Below are 24,527 nucleotides of genomic sequence, written 5' to 3'. Positions count from 1 at the left end.
GTCTGCGGATGCCGGCAAGGCCGGATGGCATGGCCGTACAGGGGCTGGCGCGGCGCGTGCCCGGCTGGAGTCCGGATCATCGCGTTATTGCGCCCGGCAATCTGTGCGCTGGCACACATAGCCGCGATTCGGAACGGCATCCATCCGGGACAGCAGGCGGACGGTCGTGTATTGTTGCGCTGAAATAATCGATGGGTGCAGCGCATCAGGTGCCAACTGCGACCCGAGTGTCAGGAGTGCCTATGTCAGATCTGTTTCATCCCCACCAGAATCGTTTGCTCGCTGCGTTGCCGGAGGAGGAATATGTGCGCTTGCTTCCCAATCTGGAACGGGTCCCGATGCCGCTCGGGCAGGTGCTCTACGAATCCGGCGAGCAGATGCGCTACGTCTATTTCCCCGTCGATGCGATCGTATCCATGCTCTATGTGATGGAGGATGGGGCCTCCGCAGAAATCGCCGTTGTCGGCAACGAGGGCGTGGTGGGCGTATCCCTGTTCATGGGCGGCGAAACCACACCGAGCCGGGCGGTGGTGCAAAGCTCTGGCCATGCCTACCGGCTCAAGGGACAGTTGCTGAAGGAAATATTCCACCGTGCTGGCGGGCGTCGTGCCGGGGTATTCCATGACCTGCTGTTGCGCTACACCCAGGCGCTGCTGACGCAGATGGCGCAGACGGCGGTGTGCAATCGCCATCATTCGCTGGACCAGCAGTTCTGCCGCTGGCTGCTGCTCAGCCTCGACCGCCTGCCCACCAATGAACTGGTCATGACGCAGGAACTGATCGCCAACATGCTCGGGGTGCGCCGCGAAAGCGTGACCGAAGCCGCCGGCAACGTGCAGCGCGCCGGCCTGATCGAGTACCACCGGGGCCGCATCATCGTCCGCGACCGGGCGGGCCTGGAGGCACGGGTGTGCGAGTGCTATGCCGTGGTCAAGCGGGAGTTCGACCGCCTGCTGCCTCAGCGCGGCACTTCGTAAGCCCCGATCCGGGGCTGTGCCCAGCCAGTTTGGTGCGCTACCGCCCAGACAGGCCCGGTAACACACGCCACACTGAATCGATCATCCCCGAGCAGTCCTGCCACGGGCCGAAGCGACTTCAGGAGTGTCTACGTGCCGCGCACCCAGCCCGACCCCGCTGCCAACCGCCTGCTCGACGCCTTGCCGCGCAAGGATCGCCAGCGTTTTCTGGCGGCATGCGAAGCGGTCGAACTGGTGTTCGCCGACGTCCTCGCCAAACCCGGCGAACGGATCCGCCATGTATATTTTCCTACCGACAGCTTCATTTCCATGGTGTCGACGATCGACCAATCCAACAACCTGGAAGTCGGCATGGTCGGCGACGAGGGCATGCTCGGCTTGCCGCTTGTGCTGGGGGTCGACGTGTCGTCGCTGCACGCCGTGGTCCAGGGCGCGGGGTCCTCGCTGCGAATGGACGCTGCGCAGTTTCGTCGGGAGCTCGAATCGAGCGCCGCGCTGCAGCGGATTCTCAAGCGCTATCTCCATGTGGTGATGGCCCAGCTCGCGCAAACGGCAGCGTGTACCCGATTCCATATGCTGGAGGCGCGACTCGCCCGCTGGCTTCTGATGACGCAGGATCGGGCTCATGCGGATGCATTTCATATCACTCATGAATTCCTCGCCTACATGCTCGGCGTACGCCGCGTCGGCGTCACCAAGGCGGCCAGCGCGCTGCAGGCGCGCGAACTGATCCGTTATCACCGCGGTGACATCACGGTGCTCGATCGGGCGGGCCTGGAAATCGCCTCCTGTGGGTGCTACAAAGAAGACAAGGCAAGCTATGCAAGGGTGATGCAAGGGTAATGGGCTGGCCGAAGGGCGCCCTGCGCGGCGCTTGTCCACATTCAGGGAGACGTGGCACACATGCTTGAGACCATCGTAATCATACTGATCGTCCTGTGGCTACTGGGTCTGGTGACCTCGTACACCATGGGCGGGCTGATCCACATCCTGCTGGTCATCGCGATCGTGGTGATCCTGCTTCGAATCATCCGCCGCTGACGACAGGCCGTCCCGGATTTGAGGGCGTGTCCGTCTCCGCACGCGCGGAAATGGCAAAGCCACAGCCCGGCACGAGGCGGCTGACAAAGGCAATCAATGGATGGTGTACAAACGACGTCAAGCAGGATGCTTGCGTATTTGGCGTCCCCACGGGGATTCGAACCCCGGTACCTACCGTGAAAGGGTAGTGTCCTAGGCCTCTAGACGATGGGGACCCGGACGACGGTGTGAACCGCCTACGTTACTGCTGCGACTCGCGTCGCTACTGCTTATTGTTGGAAAGCTGGGTCAAGGTCACGCCGAGCAGCAATCCGACGAAACCCAATGGTACCAGCGAGATCCAGACTTCGGGGTTCTCACCGCCATTCAACATTTTCCAAAATCCAACGATCAGTCCGACGACACTCAGTATCAGCCCCAGCAATGTGGTGATGACGCCAAGCTTGTGCATCGCACTTCCTGTTAGTTGGTGGAGGTAAGCGGGATCGAACCGCTGACCTCTTGCATGCCATGCAAGCGCTCTCCCAGCTGAGCTATACCCCCAACGAAGCCGCGCATTCTATAGATGCCTTGCGTGCTTGTAAAGCCTCTGTGGCGTCATTGATCCGGAAAAAGCTTGTCGGGGTTCAACAGGCCGTGCGGATCGAATTGCCGTTTGATGCCGCGCATCAGCGCAAGCGTGGCGGAATCGATTTCCTGCGGCACGAATCGGCGCTTTTCGGTACCGATGCCGTGCTCCCCGGACAGCGTACCGCCCAGCGCCAGCACGCGCTGCATGATGGCATCGAGTGCCAGATGGGCGCGATCCATTTCGTCGGCGTCGTCGGGGTGCACCATCAGGTTGACGTGCAGGTTGCCGTTGCCGGCGTGGCCGAACGACACCACGGCCAGCCGGTGCGTGTCGGCGGTGTGGTCGATGAAGTCTACGAAGTCGGCGAGTTGGGACACCGGCACCACCACGTCCTCGTTGATCTTGAGCGGGGCGATCTGCTTGACCGCATGCGACAGCGATTTGCGCGCGGTCCACAGCTGCACGATGGCTTCGCGCGTGAAGCCGCTCTTCATTTCGAGCAGGCCGTTGCCGGCGAGCGCGGCTTCCAGCCCGGCGATCTGGCGCGGCAGGTCCGCGGCGGCGCCGTCGGCTTCGACCATCAGCAGCGCCCGCGTGCCGGGCGCCAGGTCGTCCGCGGCGCCGGTCGGGCGGATCGCGTCGATGGCACGGTGGTCCATGAATTCGAGCGCGCACGGCACCACGGCCTGATGCATGACGCGGCTGACCGCGTCGAGCGCGCTGCGGTTGTCGGCGAAGCACAGGCGCAGCGTGGCGACCGCTTCGGGCGCGGGCAGGAGTTTCAGTGTGGCTTCGGTGATCAGCGCGAGCGTGCCTTCGGAGCCGACCAGCAGGCGGGTGAGGTCGTAGCCGGTGACACCCTTGGTGGTGCGGCAGCCGGTGCGGATCTCCTGGCCGTCGCCGGTGACCGCGCGCAGCCCCAGCACGTAGTCGCGAGTGACGCCGTATTTCACCGCGCGCGGGCCGGCAGCATTCATCGCGAGGTTGCCACCGATGCGGCAATACGCGTTGCTGCCGGGGTCGGGCGGGTAGAACAGGCCGGCGCTGCGCGCAATGCGGTCGATTTCCTCGGTGACCACGCCGGGCTCGACGACGATCAGGCGGTTGGCGGGATCGAATTCGAGCACGCGGCGCATGCACTCGAAGCTGACCACCACGCTGCCGGGCGCGGGCAGCGCACCGCCGACGTTGCCGGAGCCGGCGCCGCGCGGCGTCAGCGCAATGCGGTGTTCGAATGCGATGTGCGCGAGCGCGGCGACGTCGTCGTGCGAGGTGGGAAACAGCACCGCGTCGGGCTCGACATGGCGTGGGGTTTCGTCGCTGCCATACAGCGTGCGGGTGGCCGCATCGTCGAACACGTGATCGGCGCCGAGGGCGGAACGGAAAGCGGCAAGCGCGCGATCGGACAGCATGGCAAACGGGGGAAAGCGGGGGTCAGGCCGAGTGCTCGGGCGGCAGCTGGGCACGCAGCTGGGCGATCATCTCGGCGTCGAAGTCCATGCCGATGTCCCAGCCCGGATTCAGCGCGATCGGCACGCCGCCGCCGATGCGGCGCAGCAGCCAGGAAAATTCGGTCAGCAGACCGCCGGAAAAATCGGGGTAATGCTCGGCGAACGGCTTCGCGCGCTCGGGGCTGGTGAACAGCACCAGCACGCGCTCGCCGTCCTCGTCCTCGATGATCAGCGGGTCGGCCTGGGTGCTGCGCTGGAAGCCCTGGATCGGGTTTTTTTCGTCGCGTACCGGCATGAACAGCTGCTGGTCGATCAGCTGCATCACAAAAGTTTCGGGTTCGAGCGTGCCGGCATGGACAGCAGCCAGCTGCTCTTCAAGCGCGTTATGGGGAATGAAATTCGTCATGGGCGTCGGGCGGGGCGGGTCAAGGGCCAGTGTAACGCAAGCGACGGCGCTTGCGCGCGCGAGCGCAGGGGCAGTCCTTTAGGGCATACGACTCCACACGCACTTCAGTGCGTAGTGGATCGGAGTCCTTTAGGGCTCCCAGCGCTCGGGATTGGCCCAGAAGCGGGAATTGAGCCAGTCCGGCACGCTCTTGTAGGTTTCGATGTCGTACTCATGGATGCGCATGCCCGCAGTCGCATCGGTGGCGCACAGCGTGAAGCCGAGCGCGCGAAACATCGCCTCGTCCAGCGCGCAGCCGGCGGGCACGGCCAGCAGGATATGCGGCGCAACGTACAGGCGCGTCCGGCCGATTAGTTGGCGCGCTGCGTTGGCGTCGAGGCCGTCCAGCGCGTCGATGCCCAGCGCCAGCGCGCACGGCAAGGGCGGCTGCGGCGTCGGCGACACCTGCGGTGTGGCGGGCAGCACGTCGCCGGCCAGTTGCCGCGCCGCCGCGTCGAGCGCACACACACTGGCGGGCCGGATCTCGCGCAGGCGGGCCTCCAGCTGCGCGCGCCAGTTAGGGCCTGTTAACACTAATTTCACGCCCGCGACGAGGTCGATTCGGGATGCAGGCCGCGAAGCGAGACGCGCCGCAGTGTCGTTCACTGCAAGCGGCTTGCGACAAAGGGATGCGCCCGAATCGGCCCGTCCCTTCGGGTTGTCGCGAGAAAGCGCGTCTGCGGCGTTGCGCCACTTGGCAAGGGATGGCCCTTGCCTGCGCGGCACGCCTTGCATCCATCGCTTTCTCGCGGCAACGCGGACGTGAAATTAGCATTAACACGCCCTATGCCTTGCGCGGCACGCGCACCAGCCGAGTGCGGGCGAGGCGGTCGTGCAGGAACTGGCGGTCGCGATCGAACAGCGCCCACCAGAACCCGGCGCCGGCCAGCATCAGGCCGACCAGCGCGAGCACAAAGCGCAGCGCGGCCTGTTTGAGCGAGATCGTGCCGCCGGCCAGGTTGACCAGGCGGATGCGCCAGGTCTTCATCGCCAGCGTCTGCCCGCTGCGCAGCCAGAATGTGCTGAAGTAGGCGAACAGCACGCCCAGCAGATACAGCTGAAAGGCCAGATGCCGCCAGCCGGTCTCGGCATTGCCTACCAGATAGAGAAAAGGCAGCGCGGCGATGAAGATCACCGCGGTGACGAGCAGCGCCTCGTAAATCATGGCGGCAATGCGTGCCAGGAAGGGGGCCGGGACGGGGGCTATTGCGTTGTCTTGCATGCTGGTTCTATATTCTGTCTGGCGCGACACTTTGCCACGGGTGCCGCAAGCATAAGCACAATTTAAAGGGGACTCGATGCATATCGTAAAGCAACTCATGGTGATTCCCGGCGTGGTCGCAGCCGGCGAGTATGCCTATCGCGGCGACCGCTTCTCGTACGAGGGCGCGCTGACCGACGAGTTTGCGCGCATGGCCTCGATCCTGTGCCGGGCCAATACGCTGTCGGTCAACATGCAGGCCGAGATATTCGACTCCTTTGCCGAAAACATCGGCTGTCGCCCGGTGCAGGGCTGGATCGCGCACGGTGACCAGATCACCATCTGCGCGGTGGGCAATTATTTTGCCTTCATCGAAAACCGCGACGAACTGCTGAACGACGTCATGACCATCATGCGGGCCAAGGTCGGCGACGTGCACGACGACCTGCTGGTCAACCTGTATGCCAAGCTGGGTGGCGATACCCGGGAAGCCTTGTACTGAAGACCGATACCAATAGGGAGAAAGCCGAATGAATCTGGAAAAAATGATGGATTTGCCGGGTGCGCTGGCCGCGTTCACCTACACCGACAAGGGCGAGCTGCAGTCGCACGTGCTGCGCGAGGGCACCGAGCTGACGCCGCAGGTGCTGGACCTGCTGGCGCACTCCTGCGTGGCCAATCTGGCGATTGCAGCGATGGAGGCGCGTGGTTGGGAAGCGCTCACGGGGCAGAGCGGCTTTCAGCCGCTGAAGGGCTTTTCGGTGGTCGGTCTGGAATGGTCGGTGATCGTCGACGGCAACTGCGGCGTGGTCGTCAAGAACCGGGACGCCGACTACGAAGCCTCGTTCAAAGCCGTGCAGTCAGCCTGAGGGTGCGCGTATGTCGCTGAGAAAAATTCTGGTGCTCGACGGCGTGACGGCGGTATGCCGTTTTCGCGACGATGGCGTGGTGATGGAGGCCGAGGGCATGCTGTCGCGCGATCAGATGGAACGCATGGCGAAGTTCGCCCAATGGTATCGCCGCATGGTGTCGGGCAATACCGACGTGCTGTCGCTGTTTTCGCAGATGCGCGGCTGGTCGCCGTCGCAGGGCTGGGTCGTGCAGGGTGCCGCGATGACAGTCTGCAGCGTGGGCAACATGGTCTGCATGATCGACAACGCGCAGGGCTCGCTCAACGAGATCATGCGTGCGCTGGGCGAAACCGCGCACGAATAGACAGGTTCAGCCGTTTCATCCTGAAAAACCCTCCGTGCGCGGAGGGTTTTTCATGCCCCAAACAGCCGTTTTGCAGGCAGAACGGGCAAAAAGTGCAGCGGACAGGCGTATTGGGCGGGTTTTCTTGACCGAAACGGGGCAAACCGATTACTCTCGCCGGTCCACCAACGAATTGATTTATTGCCAGATTATGGATGCCACGGGCGCCGAGATCGTTGTACGTTGTCTGGCTGAAGAGGGCGTCGAGTTCGTGTTCGGCTATCCCGGCGGGGCCGTGCTCAACATCTACGACGAAATCTTCAAGCAGAACAAATTCAAGCATGTGCTGGTGCGCCATGAACAGGCCGCCGTTCACGCGGCCGACGCCTATGCGCGGGCCACCGGCCGCGTCGGCGTGGCCCTGGTGACCTCGGGCCCCGGCGTCACCAACGCGGTGACCGGCATTGCCACCGCCTACATGGATTCGATTCCCATCGTCGTCGTCACCGGCCAGGTGCCGACGCCGGCGATCGGCCTGGATGCGTTCCAGGAAGTCGACACCGTCGGCATCACGCGTCCCTGCGTCAAGCACAACTTCCTGGTCAAGGACGTGAAGGATCTGGCGGCAACGATGAAGAAGGCCTTCATCATCGCTGCCACCGGCCGTCCGGGTCCGGTCGTGGTCGACGTGCCCAAGGACGTGACCGCGCACATCACCGATTTCGTCTATCCGGACACGGTGGAGATGCGTTCCTACAACCCGGTGGTCAAGGGCCACAGCGGGCAGATGAAGCGTGCGGTGCAGATGCTGCTCGAAGCGCGGCGCCCAATGATCTATGCCGGCGGCGGCGTGGTGCTGGGCGATGCCTCGGCGCAGTTGCTGGAACTGGCGCGCCTGCTGGGCTTCCCCGTCACCAACACCCTGATGGGCCTGGGCGGGCATCCCGCTACCGACAAGCAGAACCTCGGCATGCTCGGCATGCACGGCACCTACGAAGCCAACATGGCGATGCAGCACTGTGACGTGCTGCTGGCCGTCGGGGCGCGCTTCGACGACCGCGTGATCGGCAACCCAGCACACTTTGCGCGCGAGCAGCGCCGCATCATCCATATCGATGTCGACCCCTCGTCGATTTCCAAGCGCGTCAAAGTCGACGTGCCCATCGTCGGTGATGTCAAGAACGTGCTGAACGACATGCTGGCCCTGCTGAAGCAGGCCAAGGAAAAGCCCGATGCGCCCGCGCTGAATGCGTGGTGGACGCAGGTCGAATTGTGGCGCTCCAAGAACTGCCTCAAGTACAACCAGAACGGCGCCATCATCAAGCCGCAGTATGTGGTCGAAAAGCTGTGGGAAGTGACCCAGGGCGATGCCTACATCACCTCCGACGTCGGTCAACACCAGATGTGGGCGGCGCAGTATTACAAGTTCGACAAGCCGCGCCGCTGGATCAACTCCGGCGGCCTCGGCACCATGGGTGTCGGCCTGCCGTATGCGATGGGCGTGCAGCTCGCGTTCCCCGACGCGCAGGTCGCCTGCATCACCGGCGAGTCCTCGATCCAGATGTGCATCCAGGAACTGTCGACCTGCAAGCAGTACCGCATTCCGGTCAAGGTCGTCACGCTCAACAACCGCTACATGGGCATGGTGCGGCAGTGGCAGGAATTCTTCTATGGCAGCCGCTACGCCGAGTCCTATATGGAATCGCTGCCTGACTTCGTCAAGTTGGCCGAGGCCTACGGTCACATCGGCATGCGCATCGACAAGCCGGAAGACGTCGAGGGCGCGCTGAAGGAAGCCTTCTCGCCGGCGCTGAAGGAGCGTCTGGTGTTCATGGACTTCCAGACCGACCAGACTGAAAACGTCTTCCCGATGGTGGAAGGCGGCAAGGGCCTGTCCGAAATGATCCTGGCGGAGGAGCTATGAGACACATCATTTCCCTCCTGATGGAAAACGAAGCCGGCGCGCTGTCGCGCGTCGCCGGACTGTTCTCGGCGCGCGCCTACAACATCGAGTCGCTCACCGTGGCGCCGACCGAAGACGCCACGCTGTCGCGCATGACCATCGTCACCACCGGCTCGGAAGAAATTATCGAGCAGATCACCAAGCAGCTGAACAAGCTGGTCGACGTGATCAAGGTGATGGACCTGACCGAAGGCAGCCACATCGAGCGCGAGCTGATGCTGGTCAAGGTCAAGGCGGTCGGCATGGGACGCGAGGAAATGAAGCGCACCGCCGACATTTTCCGCGGCCGCATCATCGACGTCACCGAAGCGACCTACACCATTGAAATGACCGGCACCGGCTCCAAGCTGGATGCCTTTCTGGAAGCGATCGATTCCGCCTTCATCATCGAAACCGTGCGCACCGGCGCGTCTGGCATCGGACGCGGCGAGCGCAGTCTCAAAGTCTGATTTTTACTCTAGGAAATAGCATGAAAGTTTATTACGACAAGGACGCCGACCTTTCCCTCATCAAGAAGCGCAAGGTCGCCATCATCGGCTACGGCTCGCAGGGTCATGCCCACGCCAACAACCTGAAGGATTCCGGCGTGAAAGTCACCGTCGGTCTGCGCAAGGGCGGCGCTTCGTGGGACAAGGCCAAGAAGGCCAAGCTCGACGTCAAGGAAATTGCCGACGCAGTCAAGGCTGCCGATTTCGTCATGATCCTGATCCCCGACGAACTGATGGCGGGCACGTACTACAACGACATCGAGCCGAACCTGAAGAAGGGCGCCACGCTCGCCTTCGCCCACGGCTTCAACGTGCACTACAACCAGATCACCCCGCGCGCCGACCTCGACGTCGTGATGGTCGCCCCCAAGGGCCCCGGCCACCTGGTGCGTTCCACCTACACCCAGGGCGGCGGCGTGCCCTCGCTGATCGCGGTCTACCAGGACAAGTCCGGCAAGGCGCGTGATCTCGCGCTCTCGTACGCGGCGGCCAACGGCGGCACCAAGGGCGGCGTGATCGAAACTTCCTTCCGCGAAGAAACCGAAACCGACCTGTTCGGCGAGCAGGCCGTGCTGTGCGGTGGCTGTGTCGACCTGGTGAAGGCCGGCTTCGAGACCCTGACCGAAGCGGGCTACGCGCCCGAGATGGCCTACTTCGAGTGCCTGCACGAGCTGAAGCTGATCGTTGACCTGATGTACGAAGGCGGCATCGCCAACATGAACTACTCGATCTCCAACAACGCGGAATACGGCGAATACGTGACCGGCCCCAAGGTCATCAATGCGCAGTCCAAGACCGCGATGAAGGAGTGCCTCGACAACATCCAGAACGGCAACTACGCCAAGCAGTTCATCCTCGAAGGCCGCACCAACTACCCCGAGATGACCGCCCGCCGCCGTCTGAATGCCGAGCATCAAATCGAAATCGTCGGCGCCAAGCTGCGCGCGATGATGCCGTGGATCAGCAAGAACAAGCTGGTCGATCAATCTAAAAACTAAGGGACTAGGGGCTAGGATTCAGGATTCAGGGGGTTTTGTGCGGCTACGCCGCGCCTCTTGTTTTCCCTGAATCCTGATCCCTGAATCCTGACCCCTATGAACAAACATCCCCCTATCGCCCGCGAGGGCTGGCTGGTATTGCTGGCCGCATTTGCTGCCGCGCTCATTGCGACCTGGCTGGTCGGCTGGTGGTCGGTTCCGTTCTGGATCTGGGCGGTGTTCGCGCTGCAGTTCTTCCGTGATCCGGCGCGCGTGCCGCCGGCCGACGCCGACGCGGTGATCGCACCGGCCGACGGCCGCATTGTCGTGGTGGAAAAGGTTCGCGACGAATATCTGAATCGCGAGGCGCTGAAGATCAGCGTTTTCATGAACGTGTTCAACGTGCACTCGAACAAGAGCCCGGTCGACGGCGAGATCAAGGGCCTCTGGTACACGCCGGGCAGCTTCGTCAATGCAGACCTCGACAAGGCCTCCACCGAAAACGAGCGCAACGCGCTTCACATCGCCACCGCGCGCGGCGACGTCACCTGCGTTCAGATCGCCGGCCTGATCGCGCGCCGCATCCTGTGCTACGTCAAGCCGGGCGACACGCTGACGCGCGGCCAGCGCTACGGCTTCATCCGCTTCGGCTCGCGGGTCGATGTCTACCTGCCGGCCACGGCGCGCGCCGAAGTCTCGATTGGGCAGAAGGTCACCGGGGGGCGTACCATACTCGCTCGCTGGTAATCCTAATCCGAGGCTGTGCCTGCCCATGCTTGATTTCGAACGCCGCAAAGCCGAACTGAAACGCCCGCGAATGCGTGACCGCGGCATCTACCTGCTGCCCAACCTGTTCACCACCGGCGCGCTGTTTGCCGGCTTCTACGCCATCGTACAGGCGATGAATGGCCGCTACGAGTATGCCGCGGTGGCGATCTTCATCGCGATGGTGCTCGATGGGCTCGACGGTCGGGTGGCCCGCATGACGCACACCCAGAGCGCCTTCGGCGCCGAGTACGACAGCCTGTCCGACATGGTGTCGTTCGGCGTTGCCCCCGCGCTGGTGATCTATGAATTCGCGCTGCAGGACATGGGCAAGTTCGGCTGGATCGCCGCCTTCGTCTATTGCGCTGGCGCCGCACTCCGGCTGGCGCGCTTCAACACCCAACTCGACACCGTCACCGACAAGCGCTTCTTCCAGGGCCTGCCCAGCCCGGCGGCGGCGGCGCTGATCGCCGGCTTCATCTGGGTCATGGTCGAGTACGGCCTCACCGGTGACGATGCGCGCTGGCTGGCGGCGGCGATCGCGCTGTTCGGCGGCCTGTCCATGGTCAGCAACTTCCGCTTCTACAGCGGCAAGGAAATCAACCTCAGGAAGAGCGTGCCCTTCTTCGTCATCCTGCTGATCGTGCTGGCCTTCATCCTGGTCTCGACCAGCCCGCCCGAAGTGCTGTTCGGCGCGTTCGTGCTGTATGGCCTGTCGGGCTATGCCGACGCGCTGTGGCAGCTGCTGCAGCGCAGGAAGCAGGCCGCTGCGACGGCCCCCTTGCCGGACCGCGAAAAATAGATACAATTTAGACCATGTCTACTTGGCCGCAACCGTCCTGCCTTCTCTGTCTGTCGAACGTTCTGTTCGGCAGCCTGCTGCTGCGCGTCACGCGCACACATTAAATTCCCCTCCCTGCAGTACCCGCGCCGCCAGCTTCACGCGGCAACCCCGATATAATGCGTCGGCCCGAATCGACTGAACCCCGGCCCGACCCACCATGGAGCCTGCCATGAACGACCGTTTGTTTATTTTCGACACCACCTTGCGTGACGGCGAGCAAAGCCCCGGCGCCTCGATGACCAAGGAAGAGAAGCTCCGCATCGCGCGCCAGCTGGAAAAGCTCGGCGTCGACGTCATCGAAGCCGGATTTGCCGTCGCCAGTCCGGGCGACGCCGAAGCGATCCGCGCCATTGCCGAAACCATCAAGAACTCCACCATCTGCTCGCTGGCGCGCGCCAACGAGCGCGACATCCATGCCGCCGGCGGCGCCATCAAGCCGGCCAAGTCGGGGCGCATCCACACCTTCATCGCCACCAGCCCGATCCACATGGAAAAGAAGCTGCGCATGCAGCCCGACCAGGTGGTCGAGGCCGCGGTCAAGGCAGTCAAGCTCGCGCTCGAATACACCGACGACGTCGAGTTCTCGGCCGAGGATGCGGTGCGCTCCGAGATGGATTTCCTGGTGCGCGTGTTCGACGAGGTGATCAAGGCCGGCGCCAAAACCATCAACGTGCCCGACACCGTCGGCTACAGCATTCCGGCGCTGTGGGGCGAGCGCATGAAGCAGCTGATCGAGCGCGTGCCCGGCTCGGACAAGGTGATCTGGTCGACCCACTGCCACAACGACCTTGGCATGGCGGTCGCCAACTCGCTCGCCGCGGTGATGAACGGCGCGCGCCAGGTCGAGTGCACCATCAACGGGCTGGGCGAGCGCGCCGGCAACGCCTCGCTGGAAGAAATCGTGATGGCGGTGCGCACCCGCCGTGACGTGTTCAACTGCGACACCCGCATCGACGCGACGCAGATTGTGCCGGCGTCCAAGCTCGTCTCCACCATCACCGGCTACCCGGTGCAGCCCAACAAGGCCATCGTCGGGGCCAATGCCTTTGCGCATGAATCCGGCATCCACCAGGACGGCGTCCTCAAGCACCGCGAGACCTACGAAATCATGCGGGCCGAGGACGTCGGCTGGAACGCCAATCGGCTGACGCTCGGCAAGCTCTCGGGCCGCAACGCGTTCAAGACCAAGCTCGCCGAACTCGGCATCGTGCTCGACAGCGAGGAAGCGCTCAACACCGCCTTCGCCCGCTTCAAGGACCTCGCCGACAAGAAGCGCGAAATCTTCGACGAAGACCTGCAGGCGCTGGTCTCCGACGAGGGCTACGCGACCGAGCACGAGCGCTACAAGCTGGTGTCGATGAAAGTGTGCTCCGAGACCGGCGAAGTGCCGCACGCCAAGCTGGTGTTCACCGACGACGGCGCCGAATGGCATGCCGATGGCAACGGCTCGGGCCCGGTCGACGCCGCCTTCAAGGCGCTCGAATCGGTGGTCAACAGCGGCGCCGACCTGCTGCTGTACTCGGTCAACAACATCACCAGCGGCACCGACGCGCAGGGCGAAGTCACCGTGCGGCTGGCGCAGGACGGGCGCGTGGTCAACGGCCAGGGCGCCGACACCGACATCGTCGTGGCCTCGGCCAAGGCCTACCTGCACGCGCTGAACAAGCTGCACAGCAAGCGCGAGCGGGCGCATCCGCAGGTGTAGTAGCGTGATGCAGCAATGGAAAAACGCCCCGTCTGGGGCGTTTTTCATGGGCGTCCGGAAAGCGCGTCGACTCTGTGTCCCGGCCTACGGAGGCGGTCGCCGTTCGCGTTGTGAGTCATCGTTGGCCCGGGTCAGCCCGCCCGCCGCGACGGCGCGCTCAGCTTGGCGTAGTAGATCGCGGCGAAGAAGAACACCACCGACAGCAGCACCTCGACACCGGCGAGCCAGGCCGACAGGCCGCTGTCGGACCAGGCGCGCACCACGCCCTCGGTGAAGTAGGCGAGGATCAGCATCGGCGCCCATTGATAGGTATAGCGGCGGCCCTTGAGGATGCCCATCAGCGGCAACAGCAAGGGCAGCGTCTTGAATACCAGCGAAGAGCCGCCCGGGCGGATCGGCGCCAGCCACAGCTCCCACGCCAGGCACAGAAAAATCAGCGCGATCAGGCTCGCGCTCGCAGTAAGTTGCAGCGCCTTCATGCCGCCAGCTTCACGGCGGTTTCGGCCAGCCGCCTCCCGAGCGCGATGCACAGCGCGCGCTCGTCGTCGGTCAGCGGCTTGTCGTCGGCGGGGCCGGCCCAGTGGCTGGCGCCGTAGGGGGTGCCGCCGCTGGCGGTGTGGTTCACCTCGGCGAGCGTGTAGGGCAGGCCGACGATCAGCATGCCGTGGTGCAATAGCGGCAGCATCATGCTGGTCAGCGTGGTTTCCTGGCCGCCGTGCAGGCTGGCGGTGGAGGTGAACACCGCGGCGGGCTTGCCGACCAGCGTGCCCTTGGCCCACAGCGCGCCGGTGGTGTCGAGAAAATACTTCAGCGGCGCCGCCATGTTGCCGAAGCGCGTCGGCGAGCCGAGCGCGATGCCGGCGCACTGTTCGAGGTCGGCCAGCTCGACGTAGGGTGCGCCTTCGTCGGGCACAGGCGGCTCGGCCACCTGCGTGCGTGGCGCCACCGGTGGCACGGTGCGCACGCGTGCCGCGGCACCGGCCACCTGGTTGACGCCGCGCGCCACCAGCTGCGCCATCTCGCGCACGCTGCCGCCGGCGCTGTAGTAGAGGACAAGAATTTCGGTCATGGGGTCTCGTCTGCAAAAATGCTGAATTCGATCAGGTCGAAGCTCGGGGTCTGTTCCACCCGGCGACCAAAGGTGAGCGCGTAGTGATGGGGCGCGTGCCAGACGTCGGCATCCAGCCCCGACTGATACAGATGGCGCGGCAGCAGCAGGCGGTCATTCTGCTGCAGCGCCGCAATGCCGGGCACGAACAGCGCAGGTTCGGGCGCGACCTTGCGGCGGCCGCGCATCGGCTGCACCCACACCGGCTGGATCTGCGGCGACAGGCGCTCGACGCCGAGCTCGACCTGGCGCGCATCGCGCATCACGACCCAGCGGATCACCCCCAGCGCCCAGCCCCCCGTGTCGCTGCCGCCCATGGCCAGCGGGTCGCCCACCTTCAGGTTCAGCGGGGCATCGGGCGTGCCGCTCAGGGCCAGCCCGGCGGCGCTGTCGTTGCTGACGGTCCAGTGGGTGGCGTTGACCATGACCGGCATCGCCTGCGTGGTGCCGACATCGCCGATCGACATGCTGTCGCTATCGCCGGGCGGGGTGCTGTCCTGCGGCAGCGACTGCTCCAGCAGGCGATGGATCGCGCTGACGCCGGCCACCATCTGAAGATTGCTGCCCGACGTGGCAAAGCGCCGGAACGCGCGCTGCACGCCGCTGCTCCACAGCTTGAGCAGGCGCTGGAACAGCCGTCGGGTGAGGTCGACATTGATGTCGGACGGCAGGCCGATGCGGTGCGGCGATTCGCCGGCGCGCAGGCGCGCGGCGCTGTCGTGCAGATGGCGGCACAGCGCATCGGTGTCGAGCCAGCGTTGCGGCGGTTGCTCCGGCGGCAGATGGCTGGGTGGCACGTCGCCCGCGACTGGGATCGCAAAGCCGTGGTGGCCGGGCACCGGTGCCGGCACCAGCGTGGCCAGCGCGGCAAAGCGGTCCAGATACTGGCGCATCAGCAGCAATTCGGCGTTGCTCAGGCGCAACGGGTCGGCCCGCGCAATCAGCAGCGCCTGGCGGTAGGGCAGGCTGGGTGCCGGCGTGTCGTCGCTTGCGGTATCAGCCAGGTCCGCTTCCTGTACATGGGTCTGAACCTGGTGCAGGTCCTGCCACAGGCCGGCGGGCGGCGGCGTATGGGTCAGCGCGCAGGCCATCTGCAGGTCGCGCAGCGCGGCCTGCAGGTGGCTCGCGGCCTCAGCCACGTGCCGCGCGGTGGCGCGGCCGAAGCGGCGCTGCGTCAGTCCCAGCAGCACCTGCTTGTAGCCGAGACTGTGCTCGATGTGCAGTTCGCGCAGCAGCGCGCCGGCCTGGCGCAGTTGCGCGTGCGGCGGCACGCCGGCTTCAACCAGCCGGGCTTCCAGACCCGCGGCGACGCGCTGCACCGCCGGCCGGTACAGCGCCAGCAGCGTGGCGCGATCGTCCTCGGCCAGCGGGTGGCGATTGAGCGTAAACAGCGCCATCACCAGTTGTTGCGCCACGTCGGCCGGGCTGGCAAAAGGCAGCCGGTCGAGCCACTGCACCACCGCTTTCGGGCGCGTTTCCACCGTCTGCTTCAGCACCGAATCGGTGTCGGGAAGGTTGAAGGAGAGCATGGGGTCAGTCGAACACGACGGTCTTGTTGGCGTACACCAGCACGCGGTTGTCGAGGTGCCATTTCACGGCGCGCGACAGCACCACCTTTTCCAAGTCGGCGCCCTTGGTGATCAGATCGTCGAGGCTGTCGCGGTGCGAAATGCGCGCCACGTCCTGCTCGATGATCGGGCCGTCGTCCAGCGTTTCGGTCACGTAGTGCGCAGTCGCGCCGATCAGCTTGACGCCGCGCTCGAACGCCCGGTGATACGGCTTGGCGCCGTGAAACGCCGGCAGGAAGGAATGGTGGATATTGATGATGCGGTTGGGAAAGTGGCGGATGAAGTCAGCCGACAACACCTGCATGTAGCGCGCCAGCACGATGAAGTCGATTTTCTGGTCGCGCAGGATCGCCATCTGGATCTGCTCGGCCTCGTGCTTGCCATCCTTGTGCACCACCAGGTGCTGGTAGGGCACCCGGTAGGCGTCGGCCAGCCAGCGCGTGTCTTCGTGATTGCTGAGAATAATCGGCAGCTCGCAGTGCAGCTCGCCGCTCTGGTAGCGGTACAGCAGGTCGGCCAGGCAATGGTCGAACTTGGAGACGAACACGGCCAGACGTGGCTTGCGGCTCGACTCGGCCAGCCGCCAGGTCATCCCGAAGCGCTCGGCGATCGGGCCGAAGGCGGTGGCGAACTCGGCCAGGTCGAGGCTGAACTCCGCCAGTTCCCATTCCACCCGCATCAAGAACAGCTTCAGCTCGGCATCCTGATGCTGGTCGGCATGCAGGATGTTGGCGTTGTGCTGCAGCAGGAAATCGGCGATGGCGGCAACCAGCCCCTTCTGGTCGGGGCAGGAAATCAGCAATACGGCGGTATGACGCATGGTATTCCCGGCAATCTCGGGGCGGTTTTTTTCACCATCATAACCAAAACCCCTGCATTCCCGCAGGCAAATCCATGCCTTGTCAGCGGTTCGACAGCTGCGCGCGCAAGGATTCAGCAGTCTTTGCGCAGCGCCTCCCCGATTCGGCGCGGCGGATTCATCAAACGCTAACGCATTCATCGGGCTGGCCGGGCGTTTCTCGTCGCCAGGGCGCATTCTGCCTTTCAGCTGTGCAAATTTTAGGCATGCCGCCCGGCAAAAACTTTGATTTGCCATGGGATTTTCCGGGCCCCGAAAAAACCCTGCATCCGGATGCAATTCCGGGTTGACATGCCGGGCCGGACACCTAGAATTTGTACCTGCCCTCCGTCAGCACCACAATATGTTGTGAATAGAACTGTGCACGGGGGCTGGGAAAGCTGTGCATAAGTCGGGATAAGTTGTGAATCAACGACCGCGCAGCGCCTGGTTTTATGTCATCGCCACCAAGGAGCCCCCTCGATGCTGAACGTCGCCACCGAATCCGCTGCACCCCCGCCCATTCCCCCGCTTGAAACCGCCGAACCGACCCTGACCGACTCGCGCTACGCCGACTACAAGATCATCCGCCGCAACGGCTCGGTGGTCGGCTTTGCGCCCAGCAAGATCGCGATTGCCGTCACCAAGGCCTTCATCGCGGTGCAGGGCGGGCAGGCGGCAGCGTCGGCGCGCATCCGCGAACTGGTCGAGTCGATCACCGGCCAGGTGACCGCGGCGCTGATGCGGCGCACCCCCAACGGCGGCACCTTCCACATCGAGGACATCCAGGACCAGGTCGAACTGGCGCTGATGCGCTCGGGCGAGCATGAAGTCGCCCGCGCCTACGTGCTCTACCGCGAAAAGCGCACCCAGGAGCGCGCCGCGCAAAAGGCCGCCGGCGTGCCCGAAGCCCAGCTGCACGTGATCGAGGACGGCGTCAAAAAGCCGCTCGACACCGCGCGTCTGGCCGGCCTCTTGGCCGACGCCTGCACCGGCCTCGGCGACAACGTCAAGGCCGAGCCGATCATGCACACCGTGCTGCGCGACCTCTACGACGGCGTGCCGATGGCCGAAGTCGAAAAGGCGCTGGTGCTGGCCGCCCGCTCGATGATCGAGCAGGACCCCGGCTATTCCTTCGTCTCCGCACGCCTGCTGCTGAACTCCATCCGCCACGAAGTGCTGGGCGAAGCGGTGATGCAGGCGCAGATGGGCGAACGCTACGCCGAGTATTTCCCGCAATTCATCAAGAAGGGCATCGCCGCCGAACTGCTGGACGAGAAGCTCGCCCAGTTCGACCTGGCGCGCCTGGCCAAAGAGCTCGACGCCGGCCGTGACTACCAGTTCGGCTACCTCGGCCTGCAGACGCTGTACGACCGCTATTTCCTGCACATTGAAGAGTCGCGCATCGAACTGCCGCAGGCCTTCTTCCTGCGCGTGGCGATGGGCCTCGCGATCAACGAAGTCGATCGCGAGTCGCGCGCGATCGAGTTCTACCAGGTGCTGTCCTCGTTCGACTTCATGAGCTCGACCCCGACGCTGTTCAACGCCGGCACCCGTCATTCGCAATTGTCGTCGTGCTACCTGACCACCGTCACCGACGACCTCGACGGCATCTACCAGGCGATCAAGGAAAACGCGATGCTGCAGAAGTATGCCGGCGGCCTCGGCAACGACTGGACCCCGGTACGCGCGATGGGCGCCCGCATCAAGGGCACCAACGGCAAATCGCAGGGCGTCGTGCCCTTCCTCAAAGTCGTCAACGACACCGCGGTCGCGGTCAACCAGGGCGGCAAGCGCAAGGGCGCGGTCTGTGCCTACCTTGAAACCTGGCACCTCGACATCGAGGAATTCCTCGACCTGCGCAAGAACACCGGCGACGACCGCCGCCGCACCCACGACATGAACACCGCGAACTGGATTCCGGACCTGTTCATGCAGCGCGTGATGGAAGCCGGCGACTGGACGCTGTTCTCCCCCAACGACGTGCCCGACCTGCACGACCTGTACGGCCGCGCCTTCGCCGAAGCCTATTGCGAATACGAGCGCAAGGCCGACCGCGGCGAGATCAAGGTGTTCCGCCGCATTCCCGCGCTGCAGATGTGGCGCAAGATGCTGTCGATGCTGTTCGAAACCGGCCATCCCTGGATCACGTTCAAGGACCCGTGCAACATCCGCAGCCCGCAGCAGCACGTCGGCGTCGTCCACAGCTCCAACCTGTGCACCGAGATCACGCTCAATACCAACGAGCAGGAAGTCGCGGTCTGCAACCTCGGTTCGGTCAACCTCGTCAATCACCTGAAAGACGGCGCGCTGGATCTGGAGAAGCTGAAGGCCACGATCCACACCGCGATGCGCATGCTCGACAACGTCGTGGACGTCAACTACTACGCCGTCGGCAAGGCGCGCAATTCCAACCTCAAGCACCGTCCGGTGGGCCTCGGCATCATGGGCTTCCAGGATGCGCTGCAGGAACTGCGCGTGGCCTACGCGTCGAACGCGGCGGTGGATTTTGCCGACCGCTCGATGGAAGCCGTCGCCTACTACGCCTTCTGGGCGTCGACCGAACTGGCGCAGGAACGCGGCCGCTATTCCAGCTACGAAGGCAGCCTGTGGAGCCGCGGCATCCTGCCGCAGGATTCGCTGAAACTGCTGGCCGAAGAGCGCGGCGGCTACCTGGAAGTCGACATGAGCAGCACGCTCGACTGGAGCAGCCTGCGCGAGCGCATCAGCCAGTACGGCATGCGCAACTCCAACTGCCTGGCGATCGCGCCGACCGCGACGATTGCCAACATCGTCGGCGTCTCCGCGTCGATCGAGCCGACGTATCAGAACATCTACGTCAAATCCAACCTGTCGGGCGAATTCACCGTCGCCAACAAATACCTGGTCAACGACCTGAAGAAGCTGGGCCTGTGGGACGAGGTCATGGTCGCCGACATCAAGTACTTCGACGGCAGCCTGGCCAAGATCGACCGCATCCCGGCCGACATCCGCACGCTGTACGCCACCGCGTTCGAGATGGAAACCAGCTGGCTGGTCGAATGCGCGAGCCGTCGCCAGAAGTGGATCGACCAGGCGCAGAGCCTGAACATCTACATGGCCGGCGCCTCCGGCAAGAAGCTCGACGAGACCTACAAGCTGGCGTGGATTCGCGGCCTGAAGACCACGTATTACCTGCGCACGCTGGGGGCGACGTCGGCGGAGAAATCCACTGGAAAGGGCGGCGAGCTGAATGCTGTTTCTTCCAGCGGCGGCGCCGGGGCGATGGGCAGCCACGCGTCCGGGCCCAAGCACCTGCCGGAGCCGGAGATTGTCGGCCAGGCATGCACGATGCGGCCAGGGGATCCGGGGTTTGAGGAATGCGAGGCCTGCCAGTAAAGGGGCATACCGTCATTCCGGCGGTGCGTGGTTGTTACAGCTTTAGCTGTTTACAACCACGGCCTACCCCTTGCGGGTGAACGCCGGAATCCAGCGAATTTAACTGGACCCCGGCGTGCGCCGGGGTGACGAAAGAGGTTGTAGGAGGAGGGGCACTAAAGAAGAGGCAAACCTAGTCAATGGATGCCGTCGTGATGTGCGACGGTCCGTTGGCCGGGGGTAGCCCGGCGGCTAGTCACTTTCTCTTGCACGGCCAAGAGAAAGTAACCAAAGAGAAAGCCGCCCTGCTGCGCCACCCCTTCGGGGCGGGCCTCGACTGAACCGAGCCATCGGGGCGGCTGCGCAACTCGCCCTGGCGAGGCGCACAAAACGCGCCTCACTGCGGAGCTCAGACAGTGCTCGCCTTCATCCCCGCTGACTCGATCCAGTCGAGGTGGCGCAGAAGGGGACCAATAAGGAACGTCGGGTGGGCTTTCAGCCCGCTCAATAGATTAAAAGCAGTGTGGGCCCAGGCCCACTTTGGGAAAACCAAAGGAGATTTAGAACGATGCTGAATTTTGAAGAAGACTTCACCCCCGCCGTACAGCCCGCCATCGACGTGCCGGCTTTCCTGCGCAAGGAATCCACCGCACCGGCGGCCCACGTGGCCGACGCCCCGGCGGTAGCGCCGCAGACCCGCCGCGTGCAGGCTTCCGACAAGCGCGTGATCAACGGCGCGACGGATGTGAACCAGCTCGTCCCCTTCAAATACAAATGGGCGTGGGAAAAATACCTCGCCGGCTGCGCCAACCACTGGATGCCGCAGGAAGTAAACATGAGCCGCGACATTGCGCAGTGGAAAGACCCCACCGCGCTCACCGAAGACGAGCGCCGCCTGGTCAAGCGCAACCTCGGCTTCTTCGTCACCGCCGATTCGCTCGCCGCCAACAACATCGTGCTTGGCACTTATCGCCACATCACCGCGCCCGAGTGCCGCCAGTACCTGCTGCGCCAGGCGTTCGAAGAGGCCATCCACACCCACGCCTACCAGTACATCGTCGAAAGCCTGGGTCTGGACGAAGGCGAAATCTTCAACGCCTATCACGAAGTCGCCAGCATCCGCGACAAGGATGACTTCCTCATCCCCTTCATCGACACGCTGACCAACCCCGAATTCAAGACCGGCACCCCCGAGGCCGACCAGGCCCTGCTGAAGTCGCTGATCGTCTTCGCCTGCATCATGGAAGGCATCTTCTTCTACGTCGGCTTCGTGCAGATCCTCGCGCTGGGCCGCCAGAACAAGATGACCGGCGCCGCCGAGCAGTACCAGTACATCCTGCGCGACGAGTCCATGCACTGCAACTTCGGCATCGATCTCATCAACACCATCAAGCTGGAAAACCCCCACCTGTGGACCAGCGAGTTCAAGGCCGAAATCCGTGACCTGATCCAGAAGGGCGTCGAACTCGAATACCGCTACGCCGAAGACACCATGCCGCGCGGCGTGCTGGGCCTGAACTCGGCCCAGTTCAAGGAATACCTGCGCTTCATCGCCAACCGCCGCTGCCAGCAGATCGGCCTCGACGAAATGTTCCCCGGCGTCACCAACCCCTTCCCCTGGATGGCCGAGATGATCGATTTGAAGAAGGAGAAGAACTTCTTCGAGACGCGCGTCACGGAGTATCAGACGGGCGGGGCGTTGAGCTGGGATTGACCGGCTGGGATGACAAAAAGGCGCAGGAGACTGCGCCTTTTTTGTTGGCGTGGAGTGTTGATGCCAGATCCGATTCGGAAATCCATCGGCCCCATGGGCCAAGTGAATAATCGTTGGGCTTCGAAGGAGGAATAATGAATGACTGGTCAGTAGTTCTGGCTACGCTGCTTGGGCCGGTGCTTGCTGTGCAAGCTCAGAAGGCCGTTGAGCGCGCGCGTGAACGTGGGTCACGGAAGTCCTGGGTTTTCCATCAGCTGATGGCTACCCGTGCCGCGCGCGTTTCGTCTGAGCATGTCCAAGCATTAAATATGATTGACCTCGCCTTCTATGGTCAGAAAATTTTTGGCATTCACCGGCGCAGCAAATCTGAACAGTCCGTGATTGACACATGGCGCGAATACCACGACCACCTGAATACAAAGGTCGACGATGATGCACTGCGGATCTGGCACATTAATGGCGACGAACTTTTCATTAATATGCTTTTCGCTATGGCAGACGATGTGGGTTATAAGTTCGATCGCGTGCAGTTGAAAAAAGGTTCATATTCGCCAATCGCACACGGTGAACTAGAAGATCAACAAAGGGCACTTCGCAAACTGGCAATTGACGTACTTGCTGGTGATACCTCACTAAAGATGGAAGTAACTAGTTTCCCCATCCACGATGAAGCCCTTAAGGCACAGCTAGAGCTTCAATCAAAACTGTCCTCTGCCTTAGACGGCAGTGGCGCGCTTACAGTCGCTATCAAAGATGACAGTAAAGTTGAGTGACCTGAAGGAATTACCATAGAGTAACAAAAGGGGACCACGGTTTTCCTTAGACAAAAACAGGGGGGAGTGTAATGACTGGTGTGATTAGTGAGTGGATCGGGACATTGATCGTCATAGCAATTTTTACCATTTTTCCAGCGTATCTGCTCTGGAATGAATACAACATGGCAGTAGCCTTGGCTTTTTCCTCTATCTCGGCAACATCGCTGTCAATTTTCTGGAATACGAACAAAAAATAATCAAAGGGGCCAGGGTTAGCTCAATCTGACCTCATTTCAATTGCGCCCTTGACTGATGACACTACGCACGACCGTTTTCATCGCCACATCGCTCGACGGCTACATTGCCCGCGCGGACGGTGCGATCGACTGGCTGGAGCAAGCCAACCGGCACGTGCCCGCCGGGGAGGACTGCGGTTACGCGGCGCACATGGAATGGGGGCAAATGGGGTCAGACACCTTTTCCTCCCCGTTGTGCGCGAACAATTCGAATCCCCTTGGAGCAGAATGAAAAAAATTATTTTCGTTATCGGATTTGGATTGCTGCCAGTTATAGCGGCAAGTATTTTTGTCTACGTCGAAAGTTTCAGATATCACGGTCCTTCGTCGGAATACTGGACCGTTGCCCCTTGGTACATCATTGCGGCGATGCCAGTATCGCTGATGACATTTTCCATCGCGACAATAACGTTACTTGTTTACGGTGGGGTACCCGGTGGCCGTTCGCGAAAACGAGCAATAGCTTCAGCTTCATTTGCGCTGATGGTTCTGGTTGCCGTCGGGGCGGCAGGACTCTATTGGATGAACCAGAAAGAGCAGAAGCAAGACCTCAAGGACGAGCAGTTTCTCGCTCAGGAGTTTGTGAGGAAGAATCCGGCCGTGATTCAAGCTGTCGGCGAGAAGTTCGAGGTTTACCCGGCCGTAGTGGTCGGGCCAGTGCCTATTCGCTATGAGTTCTCCGTGAGATCCGGCGCCACGGTATATGCCATTGTTGATGTTTCCAGGGAGTCGGGGCGCCCGGAATTCAGCTTGGCCTGCATGACTCCAGTTTCTATTGGATACCGGGATTCATCGAAGCATCCCTGTGCGCACACAGAATAAGCACTGCAATTGCAATAACAAAAAAATGGGGTCAGCACCTTAATTGTCTGCAAGCCGCCCAGCTCGAGCGGTTGCACTGCATAAATGGGGTCAGACACCTTATTCATTCGGAATGTGATGATGAAAACCTTCGCCTTGGATTTTCTACGAATCGTTGTGTTCGCCCTGGCCATGCTGACCGGGGTGCATAATGCCAGCGCAGGCCAGTCAGATACGTGGTCACGGACTATTAAGCTCAGGATTGCCGCCGACATGGATTCAAGACAGCGGCCAGACTGGGAAAGCGAAATCAGAAGCTCGATCAATAGGGTTTCTGCAATTTGGGTGCGGGCATTCGGCATACGCTGGGAAGTCGTGGATGTCGTGCCCTGGGATGCGCCTGCCGAGAGCAAATTTCTGAGCACAGGCGAGCTGTTCGGGCACCTGAAAGCCAATATTGCGCTTTCG

Annotated in this window: 28 protein-coding genes and 2 tRNA genes; 19 read left to right on the top strand and 11 right to left on the bottom strand. The window is 62.8% G+C overall.

Translation table 11 applies throughout. The features are described 5' to 3' along the window. Positions 1 to 242 precede the first annotated feature (242 nt). The 3 genes from Q8R61_RS13770 to Q8R61_RS13760 all read left to right on the top strand — a co-directional run bounded on the left by Q8R61_RS13770 (position 243) and on the right by Q8R61_RS13760 (position 2,018). Positions 243 to 977: a Crp/Fnr family transcriptional regulator gene (locus Q8R61_RS13770; RefSeq protein ID WP_305538244.1), complete on the top strand. Its 735-nt coding sequence runs from the start codon at positions 243 to 245 to the stop codon at positions 975 to 977. A 132-nt stretch (positions 978 to 1,109) separates the two neighbouring features. Next, positions 1,110 to 1,820: a Crp/Fnr family transcriptional regulator gene (locus Q8R61_RS13765; protein ID WP_305538242.1), complete on the top strand. Its 711-nt coding sequence runs from the start codon at positions 1,110 to 1,112 to the stop codon at positions 1,818 to 1,820. Positions 1,821 to 1,880: 60 nt separating this feature from the next. Beyond that, a complete protein-coding gene (locus Q8R61_RS13760; protein ID WP_305538240.1) occupies positions 1,881 to 2,018 on the top strand; it encodes a lmo0937 family membrane protein in 138 nt (45 codons plus the stop codon). Between the two features lie 139 nt (positions 2,019 to 2,157). Here the strand turns inward: Q8R61_RS13760 and Q8R61_RS13755 are convergent. The 7 genes from Q8R61_RS13755 to Q8R61_RS13725 all read right to left on the bottom strand — a co-directional run bounded on the left by Q8R61_RS13755 (position 2,158) and on the right by Q8R61_RS13725 (position 5,707). Then, positions 2,158 to 2,233, bottom strand: a tRNA-Glu gene (locus Q8R61_RS13755). A gap of 47 nt (positions 2,234 to 2,280) precedes the next feature. Beyond that, a complete protein-coding gene (locus tag Q8R61_RS13750; protein WP_305538238.1) occupies positions 2,281 to 2,469 on the bottom strand; it encodes a hypothetical protein in 189 nt (62 codons plus the stop codon). A 16-nt stretch (positions 2,470 to 2,485) separates the two neighbouring features. Next, positions 2,486 to 2,561: transfer RNA gene (locus Q8R61_RS13745), tRNA-Ala, on the bottom strand. A 54-nt stretch (positions 2,562 to 2,615) separates the two neighbouring features. Further along, positions 2,616 to 4,001 carry an FAD-binding oxidoreductase gene (locus Q8R61_RS13740; RefSeq protein ID WP_305538236.1) on the bottom strand — a complete coding sequence of 462 codons (1,386 nt, stop codon included), beginning with the start codon at positions 3,999 to 4,001 and terminating at the stop codon, positions 2,616 to 2,618. 22 nt (positions 4,002 to 4,023) lie between these two features. Then, positions 4,024 to 4,446: an SseB family protein gene (locus Q8R61_RS13735; RefSeq protein WP_305538234.1), complete on the bottom strand. Its 423-nt coding sequence runs from the start codon at positions 4,444 to 4,446 to the stop codon at positions 4,024 to 4,026. A gap of 129 nt (positions 4,447 to 4,575) precedes the next feature. After that, entirely contained in the window at positions 4,576 to 5,019 is a 444-nt protein-coding gene (locus Q8R61_RS13730; RefSeq protein WP_305538232.1) for a DUF6231 family protein, read from the bottom strand. 250 nt (positions 5,020 to 5,269) lie between these two features. Then, the gene (locus Q8R61_RS13725; protein WP_305538230.1) at positions 5,270 to 5,707 is read right to left on the bottom strand and encodes an RDD family protein; all 438 of its coding nucleotides are present in this window, start codon (positions 5,705 to 5,707) and stop codon (positions 5,270 to 5,272) included. Between the two features lie 76 nt (positions 5,708 to 5,783). On the opposite strand from Q8R61_RS13725, the gene Q8R61_RS13720 reads away from it, so the two are divergent. The 9 genes from Q8R61_RS13720 to Q8R61_RS13680 all read left to right on the top strand — a co-directional run bounded on the left by Q8R61_RS13720 (position 5,784) and on the right by Q8R61_RS13680 (position 13,622). Next, positions 5,784 to 6,188, top strand: coding sequence for a DUF2173 family protein (locus Q8R61_RS13720; protein ID WP_305538228.1), 405 nt, complete (start codon positions 5,784 to 5,786; stop codon positions 6,186 to 6,188). A 28-nt stretch (positions 6,189 to 6,216) separates the two neighbouring features. Beyond that, a complete protein-coding gene (locus Q8R61_RS13715; RefSeq protein WP_305538226.1) occupies positions 6,217 to 6,555 on the top strand; it encodes a DUF2173 family protein in 339 nt (112 codons plus the stop codon). A 10-nt stretch (positions 6,556 to 6,565) separates the two neighbouring features. Further along, complete coding sequence (locus tag Q8R61_RS13710; RefSeq protein WP_305538224.1) at positions 6,566 to 6,901, top strand: DUF2173 family protein; 336 nt, start codon at positions 6,566 to 6,568, stop codon at positions 6,899 to 6,901. 190 nt (positions 6,902 to 7,091) lie between these two features. After that, entirely contained in the window at positions 7,092 to 8,804 is a 1,713-nt protein-coding gene (locus Q8R61_RS13705; protein ID WP_305538222.1) for an acetolactate synthase 3 catalytic subunit, read from the top strand. Continuing rightward, a complete protein-coding gene (ilvN, locus tag Q8R61_RS13700) occupies positions 8,801 to 9,292 on the top strand; it encodes an acetolactate synthase small subunit (RefSeq protein ID WP_305538220.1) in 492 nt (163 codons plus the stop codon). The genes Q8R61_RS13705 and ilvN overlap by 4 nt, the downstream gene beginning before the upstream one ends. A 20-nt stretch (positions 9,293 to 9,312) precedes the next feature. Beyond that, complete coding sequence (ilvC, locus tag Q8R61_RS13695; protein ID WP_305538218.1) at positions 9,313 to 10,329, top strand: ketol-acid reductoisomerase; 1,017 nt, start codon at positions 9,313 to 9,315, stop codon at positions 10,327 to 10,329. Positions 10,330 to 10,425: 96 nt separating this feature from the next. Next, the gene (locus tag Q8R61_RS13690; protein WP_305538216.1) at positions 10,426 to 11,055 is read left to right on the top strand and encodes a phosphatidylserine decarboxylase; all 630 of its coding nucleotides are present in this window, start codon (positions 10,426 to 10,428) and stop codon (positions 11,053 to 11,055) included. Positions 11,056 to 11,080: 25 nt separating this feature from the next. Further along, positions 11,081 to 11,875, top strand: coding sequence for a CDP-diacylglycerol--serine O-phosphatidyltransferase (gene pssA, locus Q8R61_RS13685; protein ID WP_305538215.1), 795 nt, complete (start codon positions 11,081 to 11,083; stop codon positions 11,873 to 11,875). 211 nt (positions 11,876 to 12,086) lie between these two features. Further along, entirely contained in the window at positions 12,087 to 13,622 is a 1,536-nt protein-coding gene (locus Q8R61_RS13680; RefSeq protein ID WP_305538213.1) for a 2-isopropylmalate synthase, read from the top strand. 131 nt (positions 13,623 to 13,753) lie between these two features. On the opposite strand, the gene Q8R61_RS13675 is transcribed toward Q8R61_RS13680, so the two are convergent. From Q8R61_RS13675 to purU, 4 genes are read right to left on the bottom strand one after another with little or no spacing between them, the layout of a single operon-like run. Next, positions 13,754 to 14,101, bottom strand: a complete 348-nt coding sequence (locus tag Q8R61_RS13675; protein WP_305538211.1) for a DUF2069 domain-containing protein — start codon at positions 14,099 to 14,101, stop codon at positions 13,754 to 13,756. Beyond that, entirely contained in the window at positions 14,098 to 14,691 is a 594-nt protein-coding gene (wrbA, locus tag Q8R61_RS13670; protein ID WP_305538209.1) for an NAD(P)H:quinone oxidoreductase, read from the bottom strand. The genes Q8R61_RS13675 and wrbA overlap by 4 nt, the downstream gene beginning before the upstream one ends. Further along, positions 14,688 to 16,259: a hypothetical protein gene (locus tag Q8R61_RS13665; RefSeq protein WP_305538207.1), complete on the bottom strand. Its 1,572-nt coding sequence runs from the start codon at positions 16,257 to 16,259 to the stop codon at positions 14,688 to 14,690. Before Q8R61_RS13665 ends, wrbA begins: the two co-directional genes overlap by 4 nt. 4 nt (positions 16,260 to 16,263) lie before the next feature. Continuing rightward, positions 16,264 to 17,118 (bottom strand): formyltetrahydrofolate deformylase, encoded by an 855-nt coding sequence (gene purU / locus Q8R61_RS13660; protein ID WP_305538205.1) that lies wholly within the window; start codon positions 17,116 to 17,118, stop codon positions 16,264 to 16,266. 74 nt (positions 17,119 to 17,192) lie between these two features. On the opposite strand from purU, the gene Q8R61_RS13655 reads away from it, so the two are divergent. From Q8R61_RS13655 to Q8R61_RS13625, 7 genes are all read left to right on the top strand, one after another. Next, positions 17,193 to 17,447, top strand: a complete 255-nt coding sequence (locus Q8R61_RS13655; protein ID WP_305538204.1) for a hypothetical protein — start codon at positions 17,193 to 17,195, stop codon at positions 17,445 to 17,447. Positions 17,448 to 17,619: 172 nt separating this feature from the next. Continuing rightward, a complete protein-coding gene (locus Q8R61_RS13650; RefSeq protein WP_305538202.1) occupies positions 17,620 to 20,514 on the top strand; it encodes a ribonucleoside-diphosphate reductase subunit alpha in 2,895 nt (964 codons plus the stop codon). 547 nt (positions 20,515 to 21,061) lie between these two features. Next, on the top strand, positions 21,062 to 22,207 hold the full coding sequence (locus tag Q8R61_RS13645; protein WP_305538200.1) for a ribonucleotide-diphosphate reductase subunit beta: 1,146 nt from the start codon (positions 21,062 to 21,064) through the stop codon (positions 22,205 to 22,207). 134 nt (positions 22,208 to 22,341) lie between these two features. Next, a complete protein-coding gene (locus Q8R61_RS13640) occupies positions 22,342 to 22,980 on the top strand; it encodes a DUF6680 family protein (protein WP_305538198.1) in 639 nt (212 codons plus the stop codon). 294 nt (positions 22,981 to 23,274) lie between these two features. Next, complete coding sequence (locus Q8R61_RS13635) at positions 23,275 to 23,490, top strand: hypothetical protein (RefSeq protein ID WP_305538196.1); 216 nt, start codon at positions 23,275 to 23,277, stop codon at positions 23,488 to 23,490. Further along, entirely contained in the window at positions 23,487 to 24,080 is a 594-nt protein-coding gene (locus tag Q8R61_RS13630) for a hypothetical protein (RefSeq protein ID WP_305538194.1), read from the top strand. Before Q8R61_RS13635 ends, Q8R61_RS13630 begins: the two co-directional genes overlap by 4 nt. Positions 24,081 to 24,200: 120 nt before the next feature. Continuing rightward, on the top strand, positions 24,201 to 24,527 hold a 327-nt coding region (locus tag Q8R61_RS13625; RefSeq protein ID WP_305538192.1), incomplete at its 3' end, for a hypothetical protein.

Origin of the sequence: Thiobacillus sp., assembly GCF_030696885.1 — a bacterium.
In the GTDB taxonomy this organism is placed as follows: domain Bacteria; phylum Pseudomonadota; class Gammaproteobacteria; order Burkholderiales; family Thiobacillaceae; genus Thiobacillus.
This window is presented reverse-complemented; position numbering and strand designations above follow the sequence as displayed.

Coding starts and splice junctions, on each gene's coding strand:
- Q8R61_RS13770 (WP_305538244.1), top strand. CDS start 243: ATGTCAGATCTGTTTCATCCCCACCAGAATCGTTTGCTCGCTGCGTTG.
- Q8R61_RS13760 (WP_305538240.1), top strand. CDS start 1,881: ATGCTTGAGACCATCGTAATCATACTGATCGTCCTGTGGCTACTGGGT.
- Q8R61_RS13750 (WP_305538238.1), bottom strand. CDS start 2,469: ATGCACAAGCTTGGCGTCATCACCACATTGCTGGGGCTGATACTGAGT.
- Q8R61_RS13740 (WP_305538236.1), bottom strand. CDS start 4,001: ATGCTGTCCGATCGCGCGCTTGCCGCTTTCCGTTCCGCCCTCGGCGCC.
- Q8R61_RS13735 (WP_305538234.1), bottom strand. CDS start 4,446: ATGACGAATTTCATTCCCCATAACGCGCTTGAAGAGCAGCTGGCTGCT.
- Q8R61_RS13725 (WP_305538230.1), bottom strand. CDS start 5,707: ATGCAAGACAACGCAATAGCCCCCGTCCCGGCCCCCTTCCTGGCACGC.
- Q8R61_RS13720 (WP_305538228.1), top strand. CDS start 5,784: ATGCATATCGTAAAGCAACTCATGGTGATTCCCGGCGTGGTCGCAGCC.
- Q8R61_RS13715 (WP_305538226.1), top strand. CDS start 6,217: ATGAATCTGGAAAAAATGATGGATTTGCCGGGTGCGCTGGCCGCGTTC.
- Q8R61_RS13710 (WP_305538224.1), top strand. CDS start 6,566: ATGTCGCTGAGAAAAATTCTGGTGCTCGACGGCGTGACGGCGGTATGC.
- Q8R61_RS13705 (WP_305538222.1), top strand. CDS start 7,092: ATGGATGCCACGGGCGCCGAGATCGTTGTACGTTGTCTGGCTGAAGAG.
- ilvN (WP_305538220.1), top strand. CDS start 8,801: ATGAGACACATCATTTCCCTCCTGATGGAAAACGAAGCCGGCGCGCTG.
- ilvC (WP_305538218.1), top strand. CDS start 9,313: ATGAAAGTTTATTACGACAAGGACGCCGACCTTTCCCTCATCAAGAAG.
- Q8R61_RS13690 (WP_305538216.1), top strand. CDS start 10,426: ATGAACAAACATCCCCCTATCGCCCGCGAGGGCTGGCTGGTATTGCTG.
- pssA (WP_305538215.1), top strand. CDS start 11,081: ATGCTTGATTTCGAACGCCGCAAAGCCGAACTGAAACGCCCGCGAATG.
- Q8R61_RS13680 (WP_305538213.1), top strand. CDS start 12,087: ATGAACGACCGTTTGTTTATTTTCGACACCACCTTGCGTGACGGCGAG.
- Q8R61_RS13675 (WP_305538211.1), bottom strand. CDS start 14,101: ATGAAGGCGCTGCAACTTACTGCGAGCGCGAGCCTGATCGCGCTGATT.
- wrbA (WP_305538209.1), bottom strand. CDS start 14,691: ATGACCGAAATTCTTGTCCTCTACTACAGCGCCGGCGGCAGCGTGCGC.
- Q8R61_RS13665 (WP_305538207.1), bottom strand. CDS start 16,259: ATGCTCTCCTTCAACCTTCCCGACACCGATTCGGTGCTGAAGCAGACG.
- purU (WP_305538205.1), bottom strand. CDS start 17,118: ATGCGTCATACCGCCGTATTGCTGATTTCCTGCCCCGACCAGAAGGGG.
- Q8R61_RS13655 (WP_305538204.1), top strand. CDS start 17,193: ATGCCTTGTCAGCGGTTCGACAGCTGCGCGCGCAAGGATTCAGCAGTC.
- Q8R61_RS13650 (WP_305538202.1), top strand. CDS start 17,620: ATGCTGAACGTCGCCACCGAATCCGCTGCACCCCCGCCCATTCCCCCG.
- Q8R61_RS13645 (WP_305538200.1), top strand. CDS start 21,062: ATGCTGAATTTTGAAGAAGACTTCACCCCCGCCGTACAGCCCGCCATC.
- Q8R61_RS13640 (WP_305538198.1), top strand. CDS start 22,342: ATGAATGACTGGTCAGTAGTTCTGGCTACGCTGCTTGGGCCGGTGCTT.
- Q8R61_RS13635 (WP_305538196.1), top strand. CDS start 23,275: ATGACACTACGCACGACCGTTTTCATCGCCACATCGCTCGACGGCTAC.
- Q8R61_RS13630 (WP_305538194.1), top strand. CDS start 23,487: ATGAAAAAAATTATTTTCGTTATCGGATTTGGATTGCTGCCAGTTATA.